This is a genomic window from Desulfobacter sp. (assembly GCF_050177295.1).
The window spans coordinates 1-2,609 of record NZ_JBFXHE010000534.1 but is presented as its reverse complement, the minus strand read 5'-3'; the positions used below and the strand labels follow the sequence as shown (position 1 = coordinate 2,609).

The 2,609-nt window shown below is 47.1% G+C and carries 1 protein-coding gene and 2 pseudogenes; 2 read left to right on the top strand and 1 reads right to left on the bottom strand.

Going from position 1 to position 2,609, the window contains the following annotated elements; genetic code table 11:
• The first annotated feature begins 97 nt into the window (after positions 1–97).
• A pseudogene (locus AB7U36_RS22240) lies at positions 98–877 on the top strand (chloride channel protein).
• A 34-nt stretch (positions 878–911) separates the two neighbouring features.
• A pseudogene (locus tag AB7U36_RS22235) lies at positions 912–1,139 on the top strand (chloride channel protein); the annotation flags it as partial.
• A 385-nt stretch (positions 1,140–1,524) separates the two neighbouring features.
• Here AB7U36_RS22235 and truA read toward each other — a convergent pair.
• Positions 1,525–2,298 (bottom strand): tRNA pseudouridine(38-40) synthase TruA, encoded by a 774-nt coding sequence (gene truA, locus AB7U36_RS22230; protein WP_428161785.1) that lies wholly within the window; start codon positions 2,296–2,298, stop codon positions 1,525–1,527.
• Between the last annotated feature and the right edge of the window lie 311 nt (positions 2,299–2,609).

Genomic DNA, 2,609 nt, shown 5'->3' with positions numbered 1-2,609 from the left:
GGGTGGCGTTTTCATGCCTGGAGGAAAAGGATGTGAAAACTTTATTTGACATTGTTCTTTCAGGGATTAATGATCTGAGAACGTAAAACCGTTTTAAATGAATTTAAGCAGAAAAAAAGATGTTGATGTTAAGTATGCCGGAAAATGGGTGTTCTATTTTGTTCTGATAGGCGTCATGTCAGGCCTTGGGGCGATTCTGTTCCATTATCTGTGCGGCCTTGGTATGCACTATTTCATGGATATGATGGCCGGATATCGGCCGGAAGGCTCCGCCGGTGAACATCTGCTGCTGCCCCCACACCGAGACACCGTTCAACAAGTGGGTGCTGTTATTTTTACCTGCGTTGGGCGGCATTATCCGGGCACGGATTCCAATTATCAAAACCATTGCCTCCACCATCACACTGACCACGGGCGGCTCAGGGGGCAGGGAAGGCCCAATTGCCCAGATCGGGGGGGATTCGGTTCTTTCCTGGCCACCAGGTTCAACTTGTCCGAACGGGAACGGTGCATCATGATGGCCGCGGGCATCGTTGCCGGTCTGGGAAGTATATTCAGAGCGCCCCTGGCAGGCGCTCTTTTTGCCGCAGAAGTGCTCTACCGTGATCCTGATTTTGAGTCTCCGGCCTTTAAATTTTAAAACCCGCTGCAACTTGGTCCCTACCTTGCCCTTGCCGTGGTTCTGGTCCTCACCGGCATTTTATTATATATTAAGGTGTTCTACGGGACCACAAAACTGTTCCGGAAGCTGAAAATTCCAAACCATATCAAGCCTGCAATCGGCGGGCTTATGACCGGAATTATCGGTTTTTTTTCTGCCCTATACCCTGGCCTTCGGATACGGCATGGCCCAGGAGGCCATTTTTTAACCAGTTGACCATCCCAGTGCTTTTAGGACTGGCCCTGGGAAAATTTTTACCACCTCTTTTTCCATTGGTTCCGGCGGATCAGGCGGTGTCTTCGGACCTTCGGTTGTCATCGGCGGTGCCATGGGCGGGGCAGTCGGGCAGTTTTTTCATATATTGCTGCCCACGGTCGTAACCCAGCCGGGCGCCTTTGTCATCGTTGGTATGGCAGGTTTTTTCACGGCTGTGTCCAACACCCCAATATCCACCATTATATTCGTCAGTGAGATGACCAATTCCTATCACCTTCTGCTGCCAAGTCTTCTGGTCTGCTCGGTGTGTTATCTTTTGGCCACAAAATGGTCGATTTATGAAAATCAGGTAAAGTCGCGGGTTGACTCGCCGCTCCATGCCGGAGAATTCATGATAGATATTCTTCAGACCATCAAAGTGGAAAAACTCAAATATTTGATCAAAAACGTTAGATGCCTGAATCAGGACATGCCTTTCAGCCAGTTTAAACAAGTATTAAACTTACAAAGAAAAACATTGATGCGCGGCCTGTGGTGGATGAGAAAGATCCGGGTAAATTTATCGGCATGCTTTACCGCCGTGACATCATTGCCTACTATAACCTTCATGTGGCCAGGATCCGGGAATCCCAAACACTGGATCGTTGTCAATAGTTTACCTGATGTAGAAACAGCCCCCGTGCCGGAGCAGTCGCCCCGGCACGGGGGCGTTCACATGAACAAAGAATCTGGTTGAACGTTTCCGGATTGATCCGTCCCGTGCCGGCATCTTTGAGGGTACCCACTATATTTCTGACCATGTTTTTTAAAAATCCTGTGGCACAGATACAAAATTCCAGCCGATCGTAAGGCTTGTTTGCCCAGCTTGCACTGAAAACCGTTCTTACAGTGGAAGATCTGGGGCTGCCGGTATTTTCAAAGGCTTTAAAATCGTGTTCGCCCACAAGGCATTCACAGCACTGATTCATAATATCAATATCCAAGTACGGTTTGACATGCCACAGATAATCCCGACCAATGGCAGCGGGAATGTCTCTGTTTAATATGTAATAGCGGTACTCTTTGGAACGAACATGGTACTGGGAATGAAAATCAGGCGCTGCAAGCCGGCAGTCATGGATCACGATGGGTGCGGACATAAGGCTGTTTATCCCTTTTTGAATGATATCAGGGGCAAGACGGGTGTTTGCATGGAAATGGGCCACCTGGGCCCGGGCATGAACGCCTGCGTCCGTACGTCCGGAACCATGAATCTTAATGTCCTGGTTTAGAATCATGGATGCTATACGTTCAAGTTCCCCCTGGATGGTGGGTTCATCAGTCTGGCGCTGCCACCCGAAAAAATCGGTACCGTCATAGGCCACTATAATTTTGAAATTTTTTGTCGGGTTATCCGGACTTTCAACTGTCTTAGGCATCATGCAGTATGGCCTTCTTTTAAAAAAAGAGACAAGCATCCAGAAAATTATCTTCAGATGGTTCCATATTTTTCTTCTCATATTCTGGATATTTGGACATACAAATAATCTGCCCAATCATGTTTGTCAATTCGAACCCATGGCTCTCCAGAAATTTCAACTTTGGTAAAATTAGGGACGAATATATTTTTTGGCCTGGTTCAAAACAGGGTGACAAAGAAGCCCTGAAAAATAATGAAAACCATACTGAGTTCTGTTAATTAAGGATACGTTGTCAAAATATCTTAAAAACAGAAAATAAAGGCACCTCAGTA

Bases quoted from the DNA above. Each gene is read 5' to 3' on its own strand.
- truA (WP_428161785.1), bottom strand. From the start codon at position 2,298: ATGATGCCTAAGACAGTTGAAAGTCCGGATAACCCGACAAAAAATTTC.